Source organism: Alicyclobacillus shizuokensis NBRC 103103, from assembly GCF_001552255.1.
In the GTDB taxonomy this organism is placed as follows: Bacteria; Bacillota; Bacilli; order Alicyclobacillales; family Alicyclobacillaceae; genus Alicyclobacillus_G; species Alicyclobacillus_G shizuokensis.
This window is the reverse complement of the sequence record NZ_BCQV01000009.1, coordinates 16,266-34,827: the sequence shown is the minus strand read 5'-3', so window position 1 is coordinate 34,827 and position 18,562 is coordinate 16,266. Positions and strand designations below refer to the sequence as shown.

The 18,562-nt window shown below is 59.7% G+C and carries 23 protein-coding genes; 3 read left to right on the top strand and 20 right to left on the bottom strand.

All coding sequences use genetic code 11. The features are described from left to right. The first annotated feature begins 40 nt into the window (after positions 1 to 40). Positions 41 to 1,516, top strand: a complete 1,476-nt coding sequence (locus ASH01S_RS04990; RefSeq protein WP_245628929.1) for a class II fumarate hydratase — start codon at positions 41 to 43, stop codon at positions 1,514 to 1,516. Positions 1,517 to 1,582: 66 nt separating this feature from the next. Here the strand turns inward: ASH01S_RS04990 and hutH are convergent, their stop codons facing one another. The 3 genes from hutH to ASH01S_RS04975 form a co-directional block, all read right to left on the bottom strand. Next, complete coding sequence (hutH, locus tag ASH01S_RS04985) at positions 1,583 to 3,100, bottom strand: histidine ammonia-lyase (protein WP_067924675.1); 1,518 nt, start codon at positions 3,098 to 3,100, stop codon at positions 1,583 to 1,585. A 247-nt stretch (positions 3,101 to 3,347) separates the two neighbouring features. Then, entirely contained in the window at positions 3,348 to 3,788 is a 441-nt protein-coding gene (locus ASH01S_RS04980) for a hypothetical protein (protein ID WP_067924552.1), read from the bottom strand. A gap of 44 nt (positions 3,789 to 3,832) precedes the next feature. Further along, positions 3,833 to 4,171, bottom strand: coding sequence for a hypothetical protein (locus ASH01S_RS04975; RefSeq protein WP_067924549.1), 339 nt, complete (start codon positions 4,169 to 4,171; stop codon positions 3,833 to 3,835). Between the two features lie 173 nt (positions 4,172 to 4,344). Between ASH01S_RS04975 and ASH01S_RS18390 the strand changes: the two genes are divergently transcribed. Continuing rightward, positions 4,345 to 4,485: a hypothetical protein gene (locus tag ASH01S_RS18390; RefSeq protein ID WP_157067000.1), complete on the top strand. Its 141-nt coding sequence runs from the start codon at positions 4,345 to 4,347 to the stop codon at positions 4,483 to 4,485. Positions 4,486 to 4,665: 180 nt separating this feature from the next. Here ASH01S_RS18390 and ASH01S_RS04970 read toward each other — a convergent pair whose 3' ends face one another. The 4 genes from ASH01S_RS04970 to ASH01S_RS04955 form a co-directional block, all read right to left on the bottom strand. Further along, the gene (locus ASH01S_RS04970; protein WP_067924546.1) at positions 4,666 to 5,652 is read right to left on the bottom strand and encodes an electron transfer flavoprotein subunit alpha/FixB family protein; all 987 of its coding nucleotides are present in this window, start codon (positions 5,650 to 5,652) and stop codon (positions 4,666 to 4,668) included. A 20-nt stretch (positions 5,653 to 5,672) separates the two neighbouring features. Beyond that, positions 5,673 to 6,443: an electron transfer flavoprotein subunit beta/FixA family protein gene (locus ASH01S_RS04965; RefSeq protein ID WP_067924544.1), complete on the bottom strand. Its 771-nt coding sequence runs from the start codon at positions 6,441 to 6,443 to the stop codon at positions 5,673 to 5,675. Beyond that, positions 6,409 to 7,083 (bottom strand): fatty acid metabolism transcriptional regulator FadR, encoded by a 675-nt coding sequence (gene fadR, locus ASH01S_RS04960; RefSeq protein WP_505578021.1) that lies wholly within the window; start codon positions 7,081 to 7,083, stop codon positions 6,409 to 6,411. Before fadR ends, ASH01S_RS04965 begins: the two co-directional genes overlap by 35 nt. A 178-nt stretch (positions 7,084 to 7,261) precedes the next feature. Continuing rightward, positions 7,262 to 7,801 (bottom strand): peroxiredoxin, encoded by a 540-nt coding sequence (locus tag ASH01S_RS04955; protein WP_067924542.1) that lies wholly within the window; start codon positions 7,799 to 7,801, stop codon positions 7,262 to 7,264. A gap of 113 nt (positions 7,802 to 7,914) precedes the next feature. Between ASH01S_RS04955 and ASH01S_RS04950 the strand changes: the two genes are divergently transcribed. Then, positions 7,915 to 8,199, top strand: coding sequence for a hypothetical protein (locus ASH01S_RS04950; protein ID WP_067924540.1), 285 nt, complete (start codon positions 7,915 to 7,917; stop codon positions 8,197 to 8,199). Positions 8,200 to 8,312: 113 nt separating this feature from the next. Here ASH01S_RS04950 and ASH01S_RS04945 read toward each other — a convergent pair whose 3' ends face one another. From ASH01S_RS04945 to ASH01S_RS04885, 13 genes are all read right to left on the bottom strand, one after another. Then, on the bottom strand, positions 8,313 to 8,759 hold the full coding sequence (locus tag ASH01S_RS04945) for an RrF2 family transcriptional regulator (protein ID WP_067924538.1): 447 nt from the start codon (positions 8,757 to 8,759) through the stop codon (positions 8,313 to 8,315). Between the two features lie 88 nt (positions 8,760 to 8,847). Next, on the bottom strand, positions 8,848 to 9,156 hold the full coding sequence (locus ASH01S_RS04940; RefSeq protein WP_067924535.1) for a Rieske (2Fe-2S) protein: 309 nt from the start codon (positions 9,154 to 9,156) through the stop codon (positions 8,848 to 8,850). Between the two features lie 3 nt (positions 9,157 to 9,159). Then, positions 9,160 to 10,557 (bottom strand): Fe-S cluster assembly protein SufB, encoded by a 1,398-nt coding sequence (gene sufB, locus ASH01S_RS04935; protein ID WP_067924530.1) that lies wholly within the window; start codon positions 10,555 to 10,557, stop codon positions 9,160 to 9,162. 44 nt (positions 10,558 to 10,601) lie between these two features. Beyond that, positions 10,602 to 11,039 (bottom strand): Fe-S cluster assembly sulfur transfer protein SufU, encoded by a 438-nt coding sequence (gene sufU, locus ASH01S_RS04930; RefSeq protein ID WP_067924525.1) that lies wholly within the window; start codon positions 11,037 to 11,039, stop codon positions 10,602 to 10,604. Beyond that, positions 11,026 to 12,258, bottom strand: a complete 1,233-nt coding sequence (locus ASH01S_RS04925) for a cysteine desulfurase (protein ID WP_067924523.1) — start codon at positions 12,256 to 12,258, stop codon at positions 11,026 to 11,028. The genes sufU and ASH01S_RS04925 overlap by 14 nt, the downstream gene beginning before the upstream one ends. Continuing rightward, entirely contained in the window at positions 12,255 to 13,553 is a 1,299-nt protein-coding gene (locus tag ASH01S_RS04920; RefSeq protein ID WP_067924521.1) for a SufB/SufD family protein, read from the bottom strand. The genes ASH01S_RS04925 and ASH01S_RS04920 overlap by 4 nt, the downstream gene beginning before the upstream one ends. Before the next feature lie 12 nt (positions 13,554 to 13,565). Beyond that, positions 13,566 to 14,351, bottom strand: a complete 786-nt coding sequence (sufC, locus tag ASH01S_RS04915) for a Fe-S cluster assembly ATPase SufC (RefSeq protein WP_067924518.1) — start codon at positions 14,349 to 14,351, stop codon at positions 13,566 to 13,568. 137 nt (positions 14,352 to 14,488) lie between these two features. Next, positions 14,489 to 14,797, bottom strand: coding sequence for a metal-sulfur cluster assembly factor (locus ASH01S_RS04910; protein WP_067924515.1), 309 nt, complete (start codon positions 14,795 to 14,797; stop codon positions 14,489 to 14,491). Positions 14,798 to 14,827: 30 nt separating this feature from the next. Beyond that, positions 14,828 to 15,202: a cupredoxin domain-containing protein gene (locus tag ASH01S_RS04905; RefSeq protein ID WP_067924512.1), complete on the bottom strand. Its 375-nt coding sequence runs from the start codon at positions 15,200 to 15,202 to the stop codon at positions 14,828 to 14,830. A gap of 227 nt (positions 15,203 to 15,429) precedes the next feature. Next, positions 15,430 to 16,548, bottom strand: coding sequence for an alanine dehydrogenase (ald, locus tag ASH01S_RS04900; RefSeq protein ID WP_067924509.1), 1,119 nt, complete (start codon positions 16,546 to 16,548; stop codon positions 15,430 to 15,432). Positions 16,549 to 16,698: 150 nt separating this feature from the next. Beyond that, positions 16,699 to 16,974 carry a hypothetical protein gene (locus ASH01S_RS04895; protein WP_067924505.1) on the bottom strand — a complete coding sequence of 92 codons (276 nt, stop codon included), beginning with the start codon at positions 16,972 to 16,974 and terminating at the stop codon, positions 16,699 to 16,701. A gap of 17 nt (positions 16,975 to 16,991) precedes the next feature. Beyond that, positions 16,992 to 18,005, bottom strand: coding sequence for a hypothetical protein (locus ASH01S_RS04890; protein ID WP_067924502.1), 1,014 nt, complete (start codon positions 18,003 to 18,005; stop codon positions 16,992 to 16,994). Then, a complete protein-coding gene (locus ASH01S_RS04885) occupies positions 18,002 to 18,538 on the bottom strand; it encodes a sigma-70 family RNA polymerase sigma factor (protein WP_245628928.1) in 537 nt (178 codons plus the stop codon). The genes ASH01S_RS04890 and ASH01S_RS04885 overlap by 4 nt, the downstream gene beginning before the upstream one ends. Positions 18,539 to 18,562: the final 24 nt, after the last annotated feature.

Genomic DNA, 18,562 nt, shown 5'->3' with positions numbered 1-18,562 from the left:
CATGTTTGAAGGGGACGATCCTTGCCAGGGGGGATATCTGTTGACAGAAACCACACGCATTGCCCGCGATTCGCTCGGTGAACTGCGCATCCCACAAAGCGCCTACTACGGCGCGCAGACCGCCCGCGCCATGGAAAACTTCCCTATCAGCGGCCTGCGCCTGCCGCGCGCCTTCATTCGCGCGCAAGGGATCATCAAATGGGCTGCCGCCCAGGCCCACGCCCAATTGGGCGTCATGGACGGGCGTAAGGCCAACGCCATTTGCCAGGCGGCATTAGAAGTTATCGACGGGAAACTGGATGACCAATTCCAGGTCGATGTGTACCAGGCAGGAGCCGGCACGTCCCAGAACATGAACGCCAACGAGGTGATTGCGTCCCGGGCGGCCGAACTGTTGGGGGGTGCGCGCGGGGACTATAACCTGGTCCATCCAAACGACGATGTCAACCGCTCCCAATCAACCAACGACACCATCCACGCGGCGATGCAGATTGCCGGCATGGAGCTGTTGGCGCACAGGTTGGACCCCGCCCTAGCGCAGTTAGCGCAGGCGTTGCGGCAAAAGGGGCAGGAGTTTGCTGGCGTAGTCAAATCTGGACGGACACACTTGCAGGATGCGGTGCCCATGCGCTTGGGCGACGAATTCTTCGCCTATGCCCATAATGTGGAACGGCACCGGCGTTGGCTGGAACAAGCCGCGGCCAACCTGCTGGAAATCGGGTTGGGGGGCAACGCGGTGGGCACAGGCATCAATACGCCCGCCGGGTTTGCAGAGGTGGCCACTCGCAACGTCGCCGAGTTCACCGGTCTTGGCTTTCGCCTGGCGGAGAACCCGTTCACATTCAACCAGAATCCAGACGAGGTCGTATGGGTGAGCGCCGCGCTGCGCAACCTGGCCCTGGCCCTGCAGCGCATCGCCAACGACCTGCGCCTGTTGGCCTCCGGGCCGAGAACCGGCCTGGCCGAGATTGAGCTGCCCGCCGTCCAACCAGGTTCCTCCATTATGCCAGGCAAGGTCAATCCCGTCATGGCCGAGATGCTGAACATGGTGGCGTTCCAGGTACAGGGCTGCGACGCGGCAATCGCTCAGGCTGGCGGTGCCGGACAGCTTGAGCTGAACGTCATGATGCCGGTCATGGCCGCCAATTTCCTGCACGAGATTCACATTCTGGCAACAGCAACGGAGGCCTTTACCACAAAATGTGTGCGAGGGATTGTGGCCCACGCTGATCGCTGCCGGGCGTACGCAGAACACTCCCTGTCCCTGGCCACCGCGCTGAACGTGGAATTGGGGTACGACACCGCCGCGCGCATTGTCAAACACGCCCTTGCCCACAGCTTGAGCCTGCGCGAAGCCGCCATCCAGGTGGGGATACAACCCAGCGTCATCGACCGGGCATTGGACATTGACCGCCTGTCCCAGGTGGCACCAAGAACCGTGACCCCGGATGCCGCCATCCCCCTGGACACACCGCCGCGCTTCCCTGCGTTGTCCGATCCGGACGGCGGCGATTGAATCACAGCCCATCGGGCGGGCATGCCCCGTCGCCCGGCCCGCCCGCCCGCCAGCACGGGGTTTCCCTCACGCACCCGTAGGCAAGAATCCGGGAACCTGGCCGGATAATATCGCCTTGGCAAGCCGCTCAATGGGTTCAGAGAGCGACGCGTCCTCCGTGAGAGGCGGGACAAAACGCCGCACCTGTTCCAGCAGACGCCTGGTGGCCGGGGCCAAACCGCCCGCGCACTGCTGCAGATGCACCGCCTGCGCCGCGCAGGCCATCTCAATCGCCACCACGCGCGCCACATTGTGCACAATCTCTCGGCACTGGCGGGCGGCAATCGTCCCCATGCTGACATGATCCTCTTGATTGGCGGACGAGGGAATCGAATCCACACTGGCCGGGTGGGCCAGCACTTTGTTCTCGGAAACAAGCGCCGCCGCCACATACTGGGCAATCATCAGGCCCGACTGAAGCCCAGGGTCCGCCGCCAGGAATGCAGGCAGCCCGCTCAACGATGGATTGACCAGGCGCTCAATCCGCCGTTCTGAAATGCTGCCCCATTCGGCCGCCCCAATCTTCAGCAGGTCCATCGCCAGCGCAATCGGTTGGCCGTGAAAATGCCCGCCGGAAAGAATGCGGCCGTCCTCCAGGACTATCGGATTGTCTGTGGCCGAATTCATCTCCACCGTCACACGTCCCCGCGCGTATCCGACGGCTTGCCAGGAAGCCCCGTGAACCTGGGGAGCACAGCGAATGGAGTAGGCATCCTGAACCCTCAGTTCCCCCTGCCGAGAGACCCGCGAACTGCCTTGGAGCCAGGCCTTTATCCGCTGGGCCACCTCGACAAACTCCCGGTGCGGACGTACGACCAGCAAGTCTTCATCCAGGACGTCGACAATCCCCTGCAGCGCTTCCATGGTCAAGGCGAGCGCCGCGTCCGCCGCCAGCCCCACTCGCATCACCTCCACCAGCGTCAGGACAGCGACGGCGGTCATCGCCTGGGTTCCGTTGATCAGCGCCAATCCTTCCTTCGCCGATAGACGCACAGGCGTCAGCCCGGCGGCGGCCAAGGCCTGATGGCCTGGCAGCACCTGCCCGCCAAACTCGGCCTTGCCTTCGCCAATCATCACCAGCGCAACGTGCGCCAGGGGAGCCAGGTCCCCACTGGCGCCCAGGGAACCCTGCGCCGGGACAATTGGGTGCACCCGCCGGTTGAGCATCTCCACCAACAGGCGCAGCGTTTCCGGACGCACACCGGAAAATCCTTTGGCCAACGAGTTGGCGCGCAGGGTCAACATCGCCCGCACCACATCGGTCGCAAACGGCCTCCCGACCCCGACCGCATGGGAGCGCAGCAGGTTCACCTGCAATCGATCGACGTCCTGGCTGTCGATCCTTACGTCGGCCAACTTGCCAAACCCGGTCGTGACTCCGTACACCACGCGCCCCGCCCTGACCTGCTCCTCTATCCGCTGGCGGCTCTCTTGCACCTTATCCCAAGCTTGCGCGCCCACCTCTACGGTGGCACCCGCCACCACGGCCATCACCTGTTCAGGTGTCAATCCCTCGCCGTCCAGCGCAACTACCGGATGCGTCATGTCAGTCTCCTCCTCCGTGTCAGTGTCCGCATACGGGTTTTCCTCAATGCCCTGCACATCAATGCCCTGCACATCGCAGCAGCGCTTTAACTCCATAAAAAATGACCCGCAACAGCGGGTCTCAGTTTCTCTATAATTATACATAATTTCCAATATAGTGTTTCGAACTCACGCATCGCCCTGCACGCCTCCGCCCGACACCCCTCGATATCTTACACTGTCCTGTATGCCTCACACGTGGAACCTGTCACTTGAATTTTCTCCAGTCCAGCCGGGACTCGCGCAGCAGCTCGGCGAAGGAAAGTTCATCGGTCTCGGGTTGCGGATCGAACAACTCGGCAAACGTCGGTTCGGCTTCGGATGGTGCCTCGTCTACGCCCGTCCCATCGGAATTGCTGCCTTCCAACCCTGCGGTCGCGGAAGCACGGCTGCGGTGCGACTTGGCCTTAGCTGCAGCCGCCTGTTGCTCCGCTTCACGGCGCAGACGCTCCAGCTTCTCCAAGACCTGCTCGGACAGGGTCTCACGCACACTGGCGCTGCCGGTGTCGGCCGTTCCACGAGCGGCCGAACGATGCGAACCCGCCTGTCGGCCGGCCGAGACGGTCCCTTCCATTCTGTCCCATGCTCCTTCTGGCTTATCCACGGCATCGGCGTTTCGGGGCGCCGATTTTTTTCGCCGCTTGCCCATCTTGCATCCTCCCTCCTGCGGGTGCCTGGATGGTATTGATGCTTTTACCTTTCGCCACCGTCCGTCGGCTCCTCATCCGACCGTTGACGCCGCCACTCCGCCAAGTACCGCTTCTCCTCGTCGACCAGGTGCGGGTGCTCATGCAGGTGGGTGCGCAACAGCGACTCCTCCCAGTCTTCCCGCTCCTTGGGATGCTCTGTCTGCGGCGGACGAGAAGGAAGATCGGCGAGTTTGCGGTCATAAAGAAGCTCCCACTCCTCCGCACCATCGCGATGCTGGCGGCGGCTCACCTGCATGCGAATGCCTTCCTCATCCGGATCGTCGCATACATACATCATCATCTCGTAGTCATCCCATTGATGCGTCCAATCCAACGGGTCCAACCCCCGCGCCCCCTATGCCGCAGTATGACTGTCGTCATTCGCATTCAGTGTATCGATTCGCACCATGGTCCTGCAAGCGAGTGCAGCCTACCGTCCAGTCTGCTACAATAATTCCCGTAACACCGCTAGGGGCGGCAATCCTGGGGTATACTCGTGTCAAGGGGGAGCGCATCATGCGGAGGGTCTTCGAAATTCTGTTTGTAGTTATCCTCATCATCGTCGCCTTTTTCACCTTCCGGCCACAGCCACCGTTTCCAGACGTCGCCGGCATGGACGCTGCAGTATCCTTGCTGCAAGCTTTCCCCGGCAAGTGATGGGTCAAGGACAGCCTGGGCGTCTGTCCGTCTATACATAGTGCCTCGGCGAAAAGGGATGGGCATTCGTGCCCATCCCTTTTGCGTCTGGGCAACGGGGAGAAGGAAACCGCACAGATACAGACGGGGCAGAACGGTCAGTCCCGTCTGTCCCCGTCTCGGGTGTGCGACGAACAGGAGTCATACGCTTTGCCCTTTTAGCTGGCGCACGGCCGCCGTGATCTTAGGCACCACCTCAAACAAATCGCCGACGATGCCATAATCCGCCACCTGAAAAATGGGGGCTTCTGGGTCCTTGTTGATGGCCACAATCACCTTGGCATTCGACATGCCCGCCAAGTGCTGAATCGCCCCGGAAATACCGCAGGCGATGTACAGATCCGGGGTCACCACCTTGCCCGTCTGACCAATCTGCAGGGCGTAATCACAATAGCCGGCGTCGCAGGCGCCGCGGGAGGCGCCAACCGCACCGCCCAAGGCCTCGGCCAATTCATACAGCGGCTTGAATCCGTCCGCGCTCTTGACACCTCGGCCGCCGGAGACGATGATTCGGGCCTCTGCCAGGTCTACCCCGCCGGTGGTTTTCTGGACGATTTCCCGCACCGTCGTACTCAGGTCCGCCGGCTCCAACTGGACGTCGACCTTTTGTATCGTCCCAGATTTACCCTGCCCTCCGGAAGCCGCTTCCAGGTTGTTCGGGCGAAGGGTCGCCACGGTCACACCTTCACGCACCACCACTTTCGTGAATGCCTTGCCGGCATAGATGGGCCGCGTGAACACGATTTGTCCGCCCTCCATCGCCACGTCCACGGCGTCCGACACCTGCCCGGCGCCCATCCGCATAGCGACCATCGGCGCCAAATCCCGCCCGACCGCCGAATGGGCGAACAAGATCACGTCCGGCGTAAAACCTCGCACCACTTCCAGCAACACCTTGCGATAAGCCGCGGGCGTATACTCCTGCAATTGAGGGGCATCCGCGACGTATACCGTATCTGCGCCAAAATCGCCGAGCCCAGCCGCCAGGTTCTCCACCCGGTGTCCCAGGATGGCGACTGCGATTGGTCCCCCCTCAGCGACGCGTCCCGCTGCCGCCAGCATCTCATATGTGACCTTACGCAGTTTTCCAGCGCGTACATCGGCCGCCACCAGCACCTTTTTGGCCATGCCGGTCCCCTCCCAGTCTGTCAATCTATGACTTTCTCCACGGTACGCAGGGCCGTGATCAACTCATTCACCTGAGCATCCAGGTCTCCGCTCAATATGCGTCCAGCCTGCTTGGCTGCGGGCAGGAACGTCTTGACGACTTGCGTGCGGGGACGGATATCGTCCCGGGACAATCCTAGATCCGCCCTGGTCACATGACTCAAGGGCTTCTTGCCCGCTCTGCGGATCCCTATCAACGAAGGATAACGCGGATCGTTCAAGCCCTGCTGCGCCGTGACCAGGATCGGCAGTTTCCCTTCCACATGCTCTTCGTTCCCCTCGGCGTCCCGGTAGCCCGTTACCCGGTCCCCTTCCACCACCAGTTTGGTCAACGTGGAGATATGGGGGATGCCCAATTCCTCCGCCAGACGCACGGCCACCTGCCCAGAGCCGTCGTCCACGGCCTGATTCCCGGCGAGGATGATGTCGTATTCACGCTGCTGAATGATAGCCGCCAGTACCCGCGCAATGGTGTACTCGTCTCCGAACAACTCGGGGTCATCGGCCAGAATAGCCTCGTCGGCCCCCATCGCCAGGGCGGTCCGCAACGCCTCTTCGGTCCGGGACGGCCCGACCGAGATGACCACCACTTCGCCGCCATGCTCCTCTTTCAGACGGATTCCTTCCTCGACTGCATACTCGTCGTACGGATTGATCACGTAGCGGACGCCCTCTTCCTTGATGACCCCGTCTTCAAGGACAATCCGTTCCTCCGTGTCAAACGTCTGCTTCAAACACACGATGATGTTCACCCGGGACACCCCTCTCTTGCTTCCCAGAATGGGCAGATTGGCAATCGACGGGCTTGCCGCACAAACCGTGGAGCAACACGTCCACCACAGCATCCGCCTGTGCGTATAGGTCATACTTGCTGCCACTGAGCACCCAGGCGGTCACGGTTTCGTCCATCGTGCCAAAAATCATGCGCCTGGCGACGCGCCGATCCATCGGTTCATGGAAGACACCCTGCCTGACACCAGCCTCCACTATCTCGTCCAGCACGGAATAAAACGGTTTCATGAAGTCCCCTATGGCCCTGCGAATCCCGGCATCCACCTGGCGCATGTGCACCTGTGTCACCATAGCGAGTTCTGGATCCGCCCCGAGTTCACGCAGATACAGGTGGACCAAAAACTGCAGCTTCTCCGCCGCGTCGTCAATAGAGCGCAGAGCGTCTTGCAGCGTCGCTACAATCTTCTGAATGGAGCGGCGAAGGAGCGATACTAGGATGTCCTCTTTGTTCTTGAAGTACAGGTAGACGGTTCCGTCCGCAACCCCGGCCGCCCGCGCGATGCGGGAAATCTGGGCGTGATGGTACCCCGACTCCGCCATGACCTGCACCGCAGCGCGAAGAATCGCGTCATACTTGGATTCGTCCCGACGGTTTCCGATGCGCCTCCCCTCCTAATGAATGAATGCTCATTCAGTTATCACATTGTAGCGGTTGGACAATGCAGCTGTCAATCGCGCTCCCATCCCATGCATATCATCGCATCATGCTATAACACAAAAGGGTTCGGTCACCCGAACCCTCCTCTCGGCAGACAGCTTCTGCGCGACGGCCACAAGCTCATACTTCCAGCAGCTTGTCCCCAGGTTTCCAGTTGGCCGGGCACAGGCCGCCCGCCTGCAGCGCCTCCAGCACACGCAGCGTCTCATCCACACTGCGCCCGATGTTCAAATCATGAACCACCTGATAGCGCAGAACACCATCGGGATCGATGATGAACAGCCCGCGCAGAGCCACACCTTCCGACTCCACCAGGACATCGTATTTACGGGCGACCTCCTTCGTGAAGTCGGCCGCAAGTGGGTAATCAATGCCGCCCAGGCCATTCTTGTCCCGGGGGGTCTCAATCCACGCCTTGTGGCTGTGTACGCTATCCGTGCTCACACCCAAGACTTCCGCGTCCAGGTCCTTGAACTCCTGCAGACGCTCGTTCATCGCCAAAATCTCGGTCGGACAGACAAATGTAAAGTCTTGCGGATAGAAGAACAGAACCAGCCATTTGCCTTTGTAATCCGACAACTTGACCCGTTCATTCAGGGTTTTCAGGTTCTTTGTCGACAACATGTCGAAATCGGGAGCAGGACTGCCCACCAACGGCATGACCATGACCTCCTTCAATCCGGAATTGAACAACCAAAAGTTGGCGAAGCCGTTCCAACTGGATTATACTATACCCAGTATCAGCACTTCAAATCATGAAAGGATGGGTCGCCATGAGCGGACCGATTTCGGAAACCTGGAGTGCTGCTCATCTCCAAGTGACAGAACTCTTGTCGAAGCTGCTGTCGACGCTGCGGGATCACGGATACAACCCGAGCAACCATGTAGCGTATGACAGGTCGGGCAACCACTTGGTCCTGGATACAAAACTGCTGCAACAGCACCCCGATGTGGACGCGCTTTACCGTGAATACCTCAATGCCTGCGCGCAGCGGGATAAATCACTGAGAGAGGTGCAGCAGCTTCCGAAGATTGATCTGGGCTTCAGCGCCGAATAGTGTTTCTCGGGTGACATTTGTGGCGATGTTGTATCGTGGACGGCTCCGTCAAGCGGGTAGAGCAAAAGGCAGTCCCGCATTCGGGACCGCCTTTTGCTCTCTACGCCACCCCACTACTTAAGTTTCACGGCCAGCGGAACTTCGTCATGCATCACGTCCGCCAGAGAAATGCTATCCAACGCTTGTGTCACGGCGCCCATCACACGGAGCCAGACACTGCGAGTGTGGCATTGTTTATACAGCCCGCAGAAATCGGCGGGCGACTCATTTTCCTCACTGACACAACCAATGGGCGACAGACTGCCTTCCAGAACCCGCACCAGCTCGCCAATCCGGATGTCCTCAGGCGAGCGGGTGAGCAGGTAGCCGCCATTGACCCCACGCACGCTCTTGACAAAGCCGGCTCGTCGCAACCGCGCGATGATCTGATCGAGATACTGTTCCGGAATTCCTTCCTGATCCGCGATGCGCGGCAACGGCACCGGCCGTTGATTGCTGGCCAACTGCGCCAGCGCCACCATCGCGCGCAACCCATACTCCGTTTTGCTCGAAACTCGCACCACAATCCCCTCCGTTGCTGCGGATAAGGATCGGCCCCGTGTCCCGGTCTGCGTCCGCCCACCGGTTCATCACCGCGACCGGACACGGTCATTCAAAATCGATGAACACGTCCTCTCCGCGCACTTCGGCCGGATAGGTTACGAGCGCAACGACACACGGGAGTTTGACCGCCGCGCCAGACTTCACATTGAATTGTCCGCCGTGTTTTGGACAGGTGACCAGCGCGTCCTGCAAGCGGCCAGTCGTCAAGTCGGCGTACGCGTGGGTACAAATGGCAGACGTCGCGTACCATCCGTCATCCAGATGGTACAGAGCGATGTCCTCATCCTCCACCTGCACACGCATCATGTGCCCGGTTGGAATCTGGGCGGCGCTCGCAACCTTGATCCAACTCATATATCAGCCCACAGACCCTTCCATCTCAAACTTGATCAAACGGTTCATCTCCACCGCATATTCCATCGGCAGCTCGCGCGTGAACGGTTCGATGAAGCCCATCACAATCATCCGCGTCGCGTCCTCTTCCGAGATCCCCCGGCTCATCAGGTAGAACAGCTGTTCCTCGCTGACCTTTGAGACCGACGCTTCGTGCTCCAGCGTCACGGTGTCGTTCCTGATATCATTGTGCGGAATCGTATCGGACGTCGAATCCTCGTCGAAGATGAGCGTATCACACTTGATGTTCGCTTTGGCGTCGCGCGCATTCGGTCCGAAGCTGGCCAACCCCCGGTACGTGGTCTTGCCTCCGTGCTTGCTGATGGACTTCGACACAATTGTCGACGTGGTATTGGGTGCGTTGTGAACAACCTTCGCACCGGCGTCCTGATGCTGGCCCCTTCCGGCGACCGCGATCGACAGCACCATCGCCTTCGCGCCCTCGTCCATCATGTAGACGCTCGGGTATTTCATGGTCAACTTCGATCCGATATTCCCGTCGACCCACTCCATGGTCGCGTCCTTGTAGGCGACGGCCCGCTTCGTTACCAGGTTGTAAATGTTAGGCGCCCAGTTTTGGATGGTCGTATAGCGGCAGCGCGCCCTGTCCTTGACAATGATTTCGACCACCGCACTGTGCAACGAGTTGGTGCTGTAGATGGGCGCCGTGCAGCCCTCGACATAATGCACAAAACTGTCATCGTCGCAGATGATGAGCGTGCGTTCAAACTGACCCATATTCTCCGAGTTGATGCGGAAGTAGGCTTGCAGCGGCACCTCCGCCTTCACGCCCTTGGGCACGTAGATGAAACTGCCGCCGCTCCAGACCGCACTGTTCAAGGCAGCAAACTTGTTGTCCTCCGGCGGCACCACCGTTCCAAAGTACTCCTTGAAGATTTCCGGATGCTCCCGCAGCGCGGAGTCGGTGTCCATGAACAGGATGCCCTGCTCTTCGAGGTCCTTCTTCATCGAGTGGTACACCACTTCGGACTCGTACTGGGCCGACACACCAGCCAAGAACTTCTGCTCCGCCTCCGGGATGCCGAGACGGTCAAAGGTCTGCTTGATTTCGTCCGGCACCTCCTCCCAGGTCTTGCCTTGCCGCTCCGTTGGCTTCACGTAATAGGTAATATCGTCAAAGTCCAGTTCGGACAGGTCTCCGCCCCAAGTCGGCATCGGTTTGGACTGAAAGATCTCGAGTGAACGCAACCGGAAATCGGTCATCCAGCCCGGCTCGTTCTTCATCATGGAGATCTCCTCAACGACCTTGCGGTTCAAGCCCTTCTGGAATTTGACGACCGACACGTCCCGATCCCGAAAACCATACTGGTACTCCTCAATCTCGGGAAGCGACTTGGCCATTTTCCGTCTCCTCCTTTTCGCTCGACAATGTTATCACGGAAGGGTTATTCCGGCTGATGGTCTGTGTGCCCAGACACCGCCTTCTCTAGCGCTTGCCAAGCCAGCAACGCACATTTCACGCGCGCCGGAAACCTGGAGACACCCTGCAGGGACTCCAAATCCCCCAGCACTTCCGTGTCTACCGCCTCGCCGCGAATCATCGACCGAAACACCTTTGCCAGCGACAACGCCTCAGGCACATCCTGCCCTTTAATCGCCTCAGTCATCATGGACGCTGACGCCATGGAAATGGAACAGCCGGATCCGCGGAAGCGAACATCCTGCACCCGCCCGTCTGCCACCTCCAACTGCAGCGTGATCTCGTCGCCGCAGCTGGGATTGCGCAAGTCCACGCTGACCGTTTTCGCGGTCAGCTCGCCCTGGTTGCGGGGGTGCTGATAATGGTCCATGATCACCTGGCGATACAACTCATCCAATTGCATGTTGGAAGAACTCCTTCACCGTATTCAGGCCGTGCACCAACGCGTCCACGTCCGCCCTCGTGTTGTACAAGTAAAAACTGGCCCGTGCGGTAGCCGACACATGGAGCCAGCGCATCAACGGCTGCGCGCAGTGGTGGCCGGCGCGAATGGCAATGCCCTCGGAGTCGAGCACCGTGGACACGTCGTGTGGATGGACCCCATCCACATTGAAGGTCACCAGCCCCCCTCTTTCGCCGGCCGCCTCCGGGCCGTAGACGGTCACTCCCGGCAGAGACCGCAGCCGTTCCAGGGCGTACTCCGTCAACTCTCGGTCATGGCGGCGGATTTCCTCCATGCCAATCCCGGTCAAATAGTCAACCGCGGCCCCTAATCCGATGGCTCCGGCAATGATAGGTGTACCGCCTTCAAATTTCCACGGGATCTCTTTCCACGAAGCTTCGTACAGCTCCACCACATCAATCATTTCGCCGCCGAAGTAAGTCGGCTCCATCTCCTCCAGCCGCTCCCGCTTGCCGTAGAGCACCCCGACACCCGTCGGTCCGCACATCTTGTGCCCCGAAAACGCCAGAAAGTCACAATCGAGCGCCTGAACGTCGACCGGCATATGCGGTACACTCTGCGCCCCGTCGACCACGACCACAGCGCCGACCGCATGGGCCAAATCGACGATTTCACGGATGGGATAAATCGTCCCCAGCACATTGGATACCTGCGCTATCGCGACCAATCGCGTCTTATCGGTGATGGTGCGGCGCACATCCTCCAGGGTGATGGTCCCATCCGCCTGCAGCGGAATATACTTCAATCGGGCGCCTGTCGCCCGCGCCGCCTGCTGCCAAGGGATCAGGTTGCTATGGTGCTCCGCCGGGGTGAGGACAATCTCGTCCCCCTCACCCAGTTTCGTGCGGGCATACCCGTATCCAATCATGTTCAAGGATTCCGTCGTCCCGCGCGTAAACACCACCAGATCCGAAGACGGAGCGTTGATGAACCGCGCCACCTTTTCCCGGGCCAACTCATATGCCTCCGTCGCGCGCGATCCGAGCGTATGCACTCCGCGGTGTACATTCGAATTGGATTCACGGTAGTAGCGGTCAATGGCCTCGATGACCGGCCGCGGCTTCTGGGAAGTGGCCGCACTGTCCAAATACACTAACGGGTGTCCGTTGATGACCTGTTTGAAAATCGGAAAGTCCTTGCGCACGTCGTCCATGCTCATCGCAAATTCAGCTCCCCGTCAATCCAGGATGCCACTTCGCTCCGCCACGGCTCGACCGGGAAGGCATCGACCAATGGCTGCAGGTATCCCCAGATGATCATACGCTCCGCCTCGGCGCGCGGAATCCCCCGAGCCATCAGATAATACACCTGATTTTCGTCGATCCGCCCGACACTTGCGGCGTGGCCGCAGCGCTGCACATCATTTTCATCTATCAGCAGCATCGGAATGGCGTCAGCCTGCGCCCTGGAGCCCAGCATCAACATGCGATCATGCTGCTCGCTGCTGGCCTCGTCGGCCCCGCGCTCAATGTGCGTCGAACTGCGGTAGGTGCTGCTGGCACGCCCGCGGAGGACGCCCATCAGGGTGATATCACTTTCCGAATGGTGACCGAAGTGATCCATGCTGGCTGTAAAATCCAAGCGCTGTCGTCCATACCCCACTCCGAAGCTGCGCGTGGTCGATTTCGAACCGGGTCCTTCCAGGCGCGATTCCACCAAACCGACGGTAAATCCGTCGCTGACATCGCCAATCACCCAGTCCACCGACGCATTGTCCGCCAATTTGGCGCGCCGGGTGAAAAAGTTCGTCGGCCCCTTGCCGTACCGGCTCAGGCAGGCGGCGGTCACATCGGCATCCGGCCCGACCACCAACTCCGTGACAGCGCTGTGCACGACTCCTTCTTGCCGTTCTCCGTGGCACAGGTACGCCTCCGCGAACGACAGAGAAGCCCTATCCTCCACCACAATCAGCGACCGCGGCAAGCCGCCCTTGCCCGTCATGGTCTCCTCATAAATGAAGTGGATGGGCAGCTCCAGACGCACCCCGCTTGGCACATGGACAAAGACGCCACCGTGCCAGAGCGCAGCGTTGAGGGCCGCCCATTTGCTCTCCTCCGCCGGCACTACGGAGTACAGATGGCGCCTCACCCATTCCGGGTGTTGGTCCACGGCCGTGTGCAGATCCAGCAGCACGACCCCTTGCTTGGCCAACGAGTGGGGCAGCGATGTCTCGATGGTCACACCGTCGCGCACGTATACGTAAGCCCCGCCAGCCGCCTTGGCACCTTCCAGCAACGCTTGCGCCGCCGCGCCGGCACCACCCGTAGTGGCGCTGGGAATCGACTCCACGAGCCAGGGGCGATCCCGCAGGTCCGTTTTCTCCAGCTTTGGAGAAGGCATGGATGTATACAACGCAAAGGCGCGCTCACGCTGCTGAACCAGCCATGGCGCTTCCTGAAAACGGCTGGCCAAGTCGGCTACCAGCGGGGAGTGGGCTGATGTTTTGATGCTCATCGTCCTACCTCCTTACGCTTCGGCGCCGACCGTCTCGTCGACGATGCCGAGTTCCCGTTTCAGCGTGTCGTATCCGTTCGCCTCCAGGTACTCCGCCAGCGTTTTATCGCCAGACTTCACGATTCGGCCCTGCATCATCACGTGCACATAATCCGGAACGATGTACTGCAGCAGCCGCTGATAGTGCGTGATGATCAGGAACCCGGTCTGGGGAGAGCGCAGTTGGTTGACCGCATCGGCCACCAGCTTCAACGCGTCGATGTCCAGGCCCGAGTCAATCTCGTCCAGAATGGCAATCTTCGGCTCCAGCAGGCTCATCTGCAAAATTTCGTTGCGCTTCTTCTCACCGCCGGAAAAGCCTTCGTTTAAATAACGCTCGGCAAACGATGGGTCGATATTGAGATCCTTCATCTTCTGCTGCAACAGCCTGTGAAACTTGATGACCGGCAGTTCGTTGCCTTCTCCTCGCCGCGCATTCAAAGCGGTCCGGAGAAAGTTGGCATTTGATACGCCCGACACCTCCGCCGGATACTGCATCGCCAAGAACAAACCGGCGCGAGCGCGTTCATCCACCGACATGGCCAGGACATCTTCACCGTCCAACGTCACCCGGCCACTCGTGACCGAATAAGCGGGGTGACCCATGAGCGCGGATGCCAAGGTGCTTTTCCCGGTCCCATTGGGACCCATGACGGCGTGGATTTCACCGCCTTTTATCTGCAGGCTCAGGCCCTTCACAATCTCCTTGTCTTCAACAGACACACGCAAATCTTCAATTGTCAATACCGGCGATGACATGTGACCAACCTCTTTCCCAGCAAGATCTCAGCCGCGTACCTAAAAGTTGACTCATGAAGTCATGTTTACATCCACAGCGTACCATATACGCTGTCAATTGCAAGGCGCATGCCCGAATTTTATTGGGCGCCGATTGTTCAGAACAAATATTTGAAAACCAGCTTCGCCTCTTCGGACATCATTTCCTTATCCCAGGGCGGATCGAACGTCAACTCCACTTCTACGTCCTCCACACCCTCAAAGCTGCCAACCCGTTCAATGATGTCATCGCGCAGCATGTCGTAAGCTGGGCAACCCATGGTGGTCAAAGTCATGGTGATCTTGACCTTTTTTCCGTCCTCCGATATGTCGATCCCATAGACCATGCCGAGATTGACAATATCAATTTGAATCTCAGGATCCACCACTTCCGTCAGAACACTGCGCACCTGCTCCTCAGTGACCATTCACCTCACCCTTTCGTCATCGAAACATGCTCAATGCACATGAAACTTGGCAACCATGTCTTGGTGTCCAGAACCGCAATACACATCGCAGCGAATCGTATAGGTGCCCGCCTTCTTCGGAGTGAACACCACATTCACCGGGGCATCCCCCTGCGACACAGTCTGACTGATATCCGTGCCATCAATGGAAAATCCATGTGTCCCCTGCTTCGAACTGACGACAAAATCTATCGGTTTTCCCACCGCAAAGTCAGTTTGGCTCAGCGACCATTTGAAATCGGACGCCACTACTTTGACCTTCACGGCGTCGGCCGGGACCTTGGACGTGGACTGATTGGCCTGTCCGCAGCCTCCCGCCATCAGCATGACCGTCGCCACCGCTAGCGCGGCCCAGCCTGTTTTCATCCGCAGTTTCCCCCCAGCCCTTGCGGTGTCATTCCCAGTACCCCTCTATCATACACCAAACAGGCCTTGTGGACAGATCGTCACATAAGTTTCACGCCCGCTCGGAACCCCTCCAAGCGGGCGCGCCATGCTGCGGTCAACAGGAACACTTCCACACCAAACCATCGGCAGCGACATGCAGGGCATAGGACTGGCCCCGGTTCGACACGCCGATTCTCCCGCGCATACTATCCAACCACATCGGCCAGCGGCGTGTAAGGCAGGTTCAACGACTCGGCAACCGCCTCATAAGTCAGTTTGCCGCCCACCACGTTCACCCCGCGCGCCAACGCGGCATTGTCGCGGATGGCCTGGTGCGCCCCCTTATTGGCTATTTGCAAGGCGTACGGAATGGTCACATTGGTCAAAGCCAACGTCGAAGTCCGCGGTACGGCCCCTGGCATGTTGGCGACCGCGTAGTGGACCACACCAAATTTTTCGTATGTCGGATCATCGTGGGTGGTGATGCGATCAATCGTCTCGACTGATCCGCCCTGGTCAATGGCTACATCCACAATGACACTGCCTGGTTTCATGGACCGCACCATATCGGTCTTGATGATCTTCGGCGTGCGGGCCCCAGGAACCAGCACCGCGCCAATCAGCAGGTCGCAATCCTGTAGCTCATGATAGAGATTGTAATCGTTGGACATGATGGTCTGAATCCGGCCTTGATAGACCTCGTCGATGTACGCCAGCCGCGCCGGGTTGATGTCCAGTATGGACACCTGAGCACCCATGCCCAGCGCGATGCGGGCCGCGTTCAGCCCCACCGTGCCCCCGCCGACAACGACCACCTTAGCGGCCGGCACACCCGGAACGCCGCCGAGCAGCACGCCCAGGCCTCGATGAGGACGCTCCAGATGATGGGCCCCGACTTGGATGGACATCCGACCGGCTACCTCGCTCATCGGCGTCAGCAGTGGCAGCGTCCCGTCCGGCAGCTGCACCGTCTCATAGGCGATGGCGGTCACGCCGCTTTGCATGAGCTCCTTGGTCAGTTCGGGAAGCGGAGCCAAATGCAGATACGTGAACAGAACAAGCCCGGAGCGGAAGTACCGGTACTCATCCGGGAGCGGCTCTTTGACCTTCATGACCATGTCCGCCTGTCCCCAGACATCCTCGGCAGCAGCCAGGATCTGCGCTCCCGCCTGGATAAAGTCCTCGTTGGAAAATCCGCTGCCCTCCCCCGCTCCGCTCTCCATGTAAACCTCATGACCGGCTCCAACCAGAGTGTGCACGCCAGCCGGAGTCATGGCCACCCGGTTTTCGTTGTTTTTGATCTCTTTCGGCACCCCGATCTTCATGCTGCTTTTACCCCTTCGCGTTCACTTCCGCCGGGCGACATCACATTCCACACCCGCGCGACCAGCCTAAATCCTGTCCTGATACTTTTGGAATTGCCCCCAGTGTAGATCACGCCGCCGGGGACTGCAACCAACAGCCGAGGCCGGCTCTCAATCGCAGGCGGTGTCCGCTGGCCGGACCACCTTCCGCCGCACTCTGCGCGCAGGTTTTCGATGAACCGCTTCACCTTTTGCGTTGTGCTCCGCTATCCAGTCCTGCACCCGTTTCACATCGCTCGGGGCGACGCGCCAGTTTCGGTCTCCGAACACGAACGACTCCGCGGTCAACTCTCCATGATCAGCCAGTTCATCCACCGCCTGCCGGACCACTTCCACGGGCGCCTGCAGCATCTGTGCGAGTTCGCTCACACTGAACCGCGTGGTCATACAATCACCCCGCCTTCCTACGACGGCTCTACCAGCACCAGGTGCGGCACCAGTTGACGATAATCGATATTGGGCCCCAGCAGCGGAAAGTATACTGCGTGCGAACGGCCGGCGGCAAGCGAATGAACGCCCGCCGCCCCTCGCAGGCTGCTGATGAAGCGGATGGCGCGCGAATTCGTCCAGTCAGATACACCCGGCGGCGCCAACCAGACGATAGCCCACACATCGTCCAACGAGGCCCGAGTGCGGCGGTCGTTCATCAAGAAGCCTCCTACCTTCACCTGGCCCGGATGATCCCCTGGCTGAACGTGCAAGTCCTGCACTTGCAGTCCCGACACCGGCCGCCAAGGTGAAGACGACTGTGCCGACGCGGCCGCGCTCTGCAAAAACCACAGATGTGGAAAGGTGGCGCTGTTCCACTCGTTCTCACTCACGCCGAGGGGACGAAAGGACCACGTCCCCTCCGTGCCGGGACGAATCGGCCGATCCGGCCCGTTCGTGAGGATCAGGTGATCATAGCTCAGCATATCCTGTTTATCCGCACCAGGACCAAAGCCCAACACCCCTATAACATCGTAGCGTCCCAAGGAGCGGGAGCCGTTATTGCGCAAACGCGCGTAAACCACATCCCCAGGGTGCTCGGCATCAGACCCAATCCAGATGGATTCGACTTTCAACGGCGCTGCCTGGACGTGCTGAGGAGAAACCGATGCCGGGATGGGCGAACCCGTCTGGCCCGCAGCCTTGCTCTGCGCTGCCCTGGAGTCGGACTGCTGGATGACCTGCGAGTGCTGACCATGACGATTGGAAACCACGTCCGAGGAGAGCACCGCAGCCACCATGACAGCCGCCGCCAGCATGCCGGATACGCCCAATAACTGGTTCCAGCGCCGCTCCCGCGGCCCACGGACCGCCGATTCGGATTCATGGGTAGACTGCGCTGCCGCCAAAATTCTCTGATGCAAGGTCTGGGAAAACGGAATCTTCGGAAGCGCCCTCAGTCTCTCCACATCATGCGGATACTTGTTCACAGACTGCCTTCCCCCTCCAGAAGCCGTTTCAACATCGCTCGGCCCCGATGCAGTCTTGTACGGACGTTCTGGTCTGTCGTGTTCAACACCTCGGCAATCTCCCGGCTGCTGAGGTCATGTCGGTAATAGAGAATCAATACCTCGCTATACTTGGCCGGCAAGGAGTGCACAGCCGCCCACAGTCCATCCTCTTCCAACTTCCGTGCGACCTCCAGTTCCGGTGAAACATCATCCACGACCTGGTTGAGATGCTCATCATCCACGACGACACGCTGAACGACCCACGAGCGCAGATAGTCTTTGCAACGGTTGGCGGTGATGGTTAACAACCAGGTTTTTACGCTGCTATCTCCGCGAAACGAGTCCATCTTGGCAAACGCACGCAAGAACACATCTTGGGCGATATCTTCCGCCTGATGATAATTGCGGACATAGGAATAAGCCAGATTGAGGACGTCCTGCCCGTACAGGCGCATCCATTCGTCCAGAAGGGCCATCGGATCGACGGGTGGGGTATTGGATGCCTCGAACAAAGGACGCCACACCCCCCGTGTCAC

Excerpts from the sequence above, each read along its gene's own strand:
- ASH01S_RS04955 (WP_067924542.1), bottom strand. The coding sequence starts at position 7,801 with ATGCCGTTGGTGGGCAGTCCTGCTCCCGATTTCGACATGTTGTCGACA.
- ASH01S_RS04905 (WP_067924512.1), bottom strand. The coding sequence starts at position 15,202 with ATGAAAACAGGCTGGGCCGCGCTAGCGGTGGCGACGGTCATGCTGATG.
- ASH01S_RS04980 (WP_067924552.1), bottom strand. The coding sequence starts at position 3,788 with ATGGGCAAGCGGCGAAAAAAATCGGCGCCCCGAAACGCCGATGCCGTG.
- ASH01S_RS04950 (WP_067924540.1), top strand. The coding sequence starts at position 7,915 with ATGAGCGGACCGATTTCGGAAACCTGGAGTGCTGCTCATCTCCAAGTG.
- ald (WP_067924509.1), bottom strand. The coding sequence starts at position 16,548 with ATGAAGATCGGGGTGCCGAAAGAGATCAAAAACAACGAAAACCGGGTG.
- sufU (WP_067924525.1), bottom strand. The coding sequence starts at position 11,039 with ATGCAATTGGATGAGTTGTATCGCCAGGTGATCATGGACCATTATCAG.
- sufB (WP_067924530.1), bottom strand. The coding sequence starts at position 10,557 with ATGGCCAAGTCGCTTCCCGAGATTGAGGAGTACCAGTATGGTTTTCGG.
- ASH01S_RS04920 (WP_067924521.1), bottom strand. The coding sequence starts at position 13,553 with ATGAGCATCAAAACATCAGCCCACTCCCCGCTGGTAGCCGACTTGGCC.
- sufC (WP_067924518.1), bottom strand. The coding sequence starts at position 14,351 with ATGTCATCGCCGGTATTGACAATTGAAGATTTGCGTGTGTCTGTTGAA.
- ASH01S_RS04895 (WP_067924505.1), bottom strand. The coding sequence starts at position 16,974 with ATGACCACGCGGTTCAGTGTGAGCGAACTCGCACAGATGCTGCAGGCG.
- ASH01S_RS18390 (WP_157067000.1), top strand. The coding sequence starts at position 4,345 with ATGCGGAGGGTCTTCGAAATTCTGTTTGTAGTTATCCTCATCATCGTC.
- ASH01S_RS04970 (WP_067924546.1), bottom strand. The coding sequence starts at position 5,652 with ATGGCCAAAAAGGTGCTGGTGGCGGCCGATGTACGCGCTGGAAAACTG.
- ASH01S_RS04910 (WP_067924515.1), bottom strand. The coding sequence starts at position 14,797 with ATGGTCACTGAGGAGCAGGTGCGCAGTGTTCTGACGGAAGTGGTGGAT.
- hutH (WP_067924675.1), bottom strand. The coding sequence starts at position 3,100 with ATGACGCATCCGGTAGTTGCGCTGGACGGCGAGGGATTGACACCTGAA.
- ASH01S_RS04925 (WP_067924523.1), bottom strand. The coding sequence starts at position 12,258 with ATGAGCATGGACGACGTGCGCAAGGACTTTCCGATTTTCAAACAGGTC.
- ASH01S_RS04940 (WP_067924535.1), bottom strand. The coding sequence starts at position 9,156 with ATGAGTTGGATCAAGGTTGCGAGCGCCGCCCAGATTCCAACCGGGCAC.